We start from the raw sequence: 643 nt of genomic DNA, 5'->3' as shown, positions 1-643 counted from the left end.
GGCCAGGTGTACACCACCACCCCCGCAGGTGAGGTGTCCTTCACCGTCAACGGGCGCTGCGACACCTCCGCCACCGGGTGCGCGACCTCCGGGATCTCCGGTTCCACCTCGAGTTGGCCGGACGTGCCCTACGACATGAACTGCGCCTCCGGCGCCAGCTGCAGCACGCAGGCCCCCTCGTTCTGGACCGAGTACGAGGTCACCGGGATCCAGACCCAGGCCCTGTCGGGCACGAGCCTGGCCAACGTCGACAACTGGGCGCTGACCTATGCCTTCCCGCCGACCGGCGATATCACCAAACAATCGCTCGCGCTCGCCTCGATCACCCGCACCGGACAGGACACCGCGGGCGGCGGCCCGTCCGTCCCGGCGCTGCCCGCGGTCGCGTTCACCACCAAGGCTTTGGCGAACCGGGTGGCCGTCGGCGACGGTTACCCGCCGATCACCCGGCCGCGGCTGTACACGATCACCACCGAGACCGGCGAGCAGGTCACGGTGAACTACTCGGCGCCCGCGTGCGGTTCCTCCACGCCGAGCGACGATTCGCAGAACACGATGCTGTGCTACCCGGGCTACTGGACCCCGACCGGCCAAGCGCAGCCGATCAAGGACTACTTCAACAAGTACATCGTCAACTCGGTCA

Annotated in this window: 1 protein-coding gene; it reads left to right on the top strand. The window is 68.1% G+C overall.

Features of this window, described 5'->3' with window-relative positions; translation table 11 throughout:
- Nucleotides 1–33 precede the first annotated feature (33 nt).
- Nucleotides 34–643: hypothetical protein (locus KGA66_RS29335; RefSeq protein WP_211472898.1), on the top strand; the 610-nt coding region annotated here is incomplete at its 3' end.

Source organism: Actinocrinis puniceicyclus (assembly GCF_018283645.1).
Lineage (GTDB): Bacteria > Actinomycetota > Actinomycetes > Streptomycetales > Catenulisporaceae > Actinocrinis > Actinocrinis puniceicyclus.
This window is presented reverse-complemented; position numbering and strand designations above follow the sequence as displayed.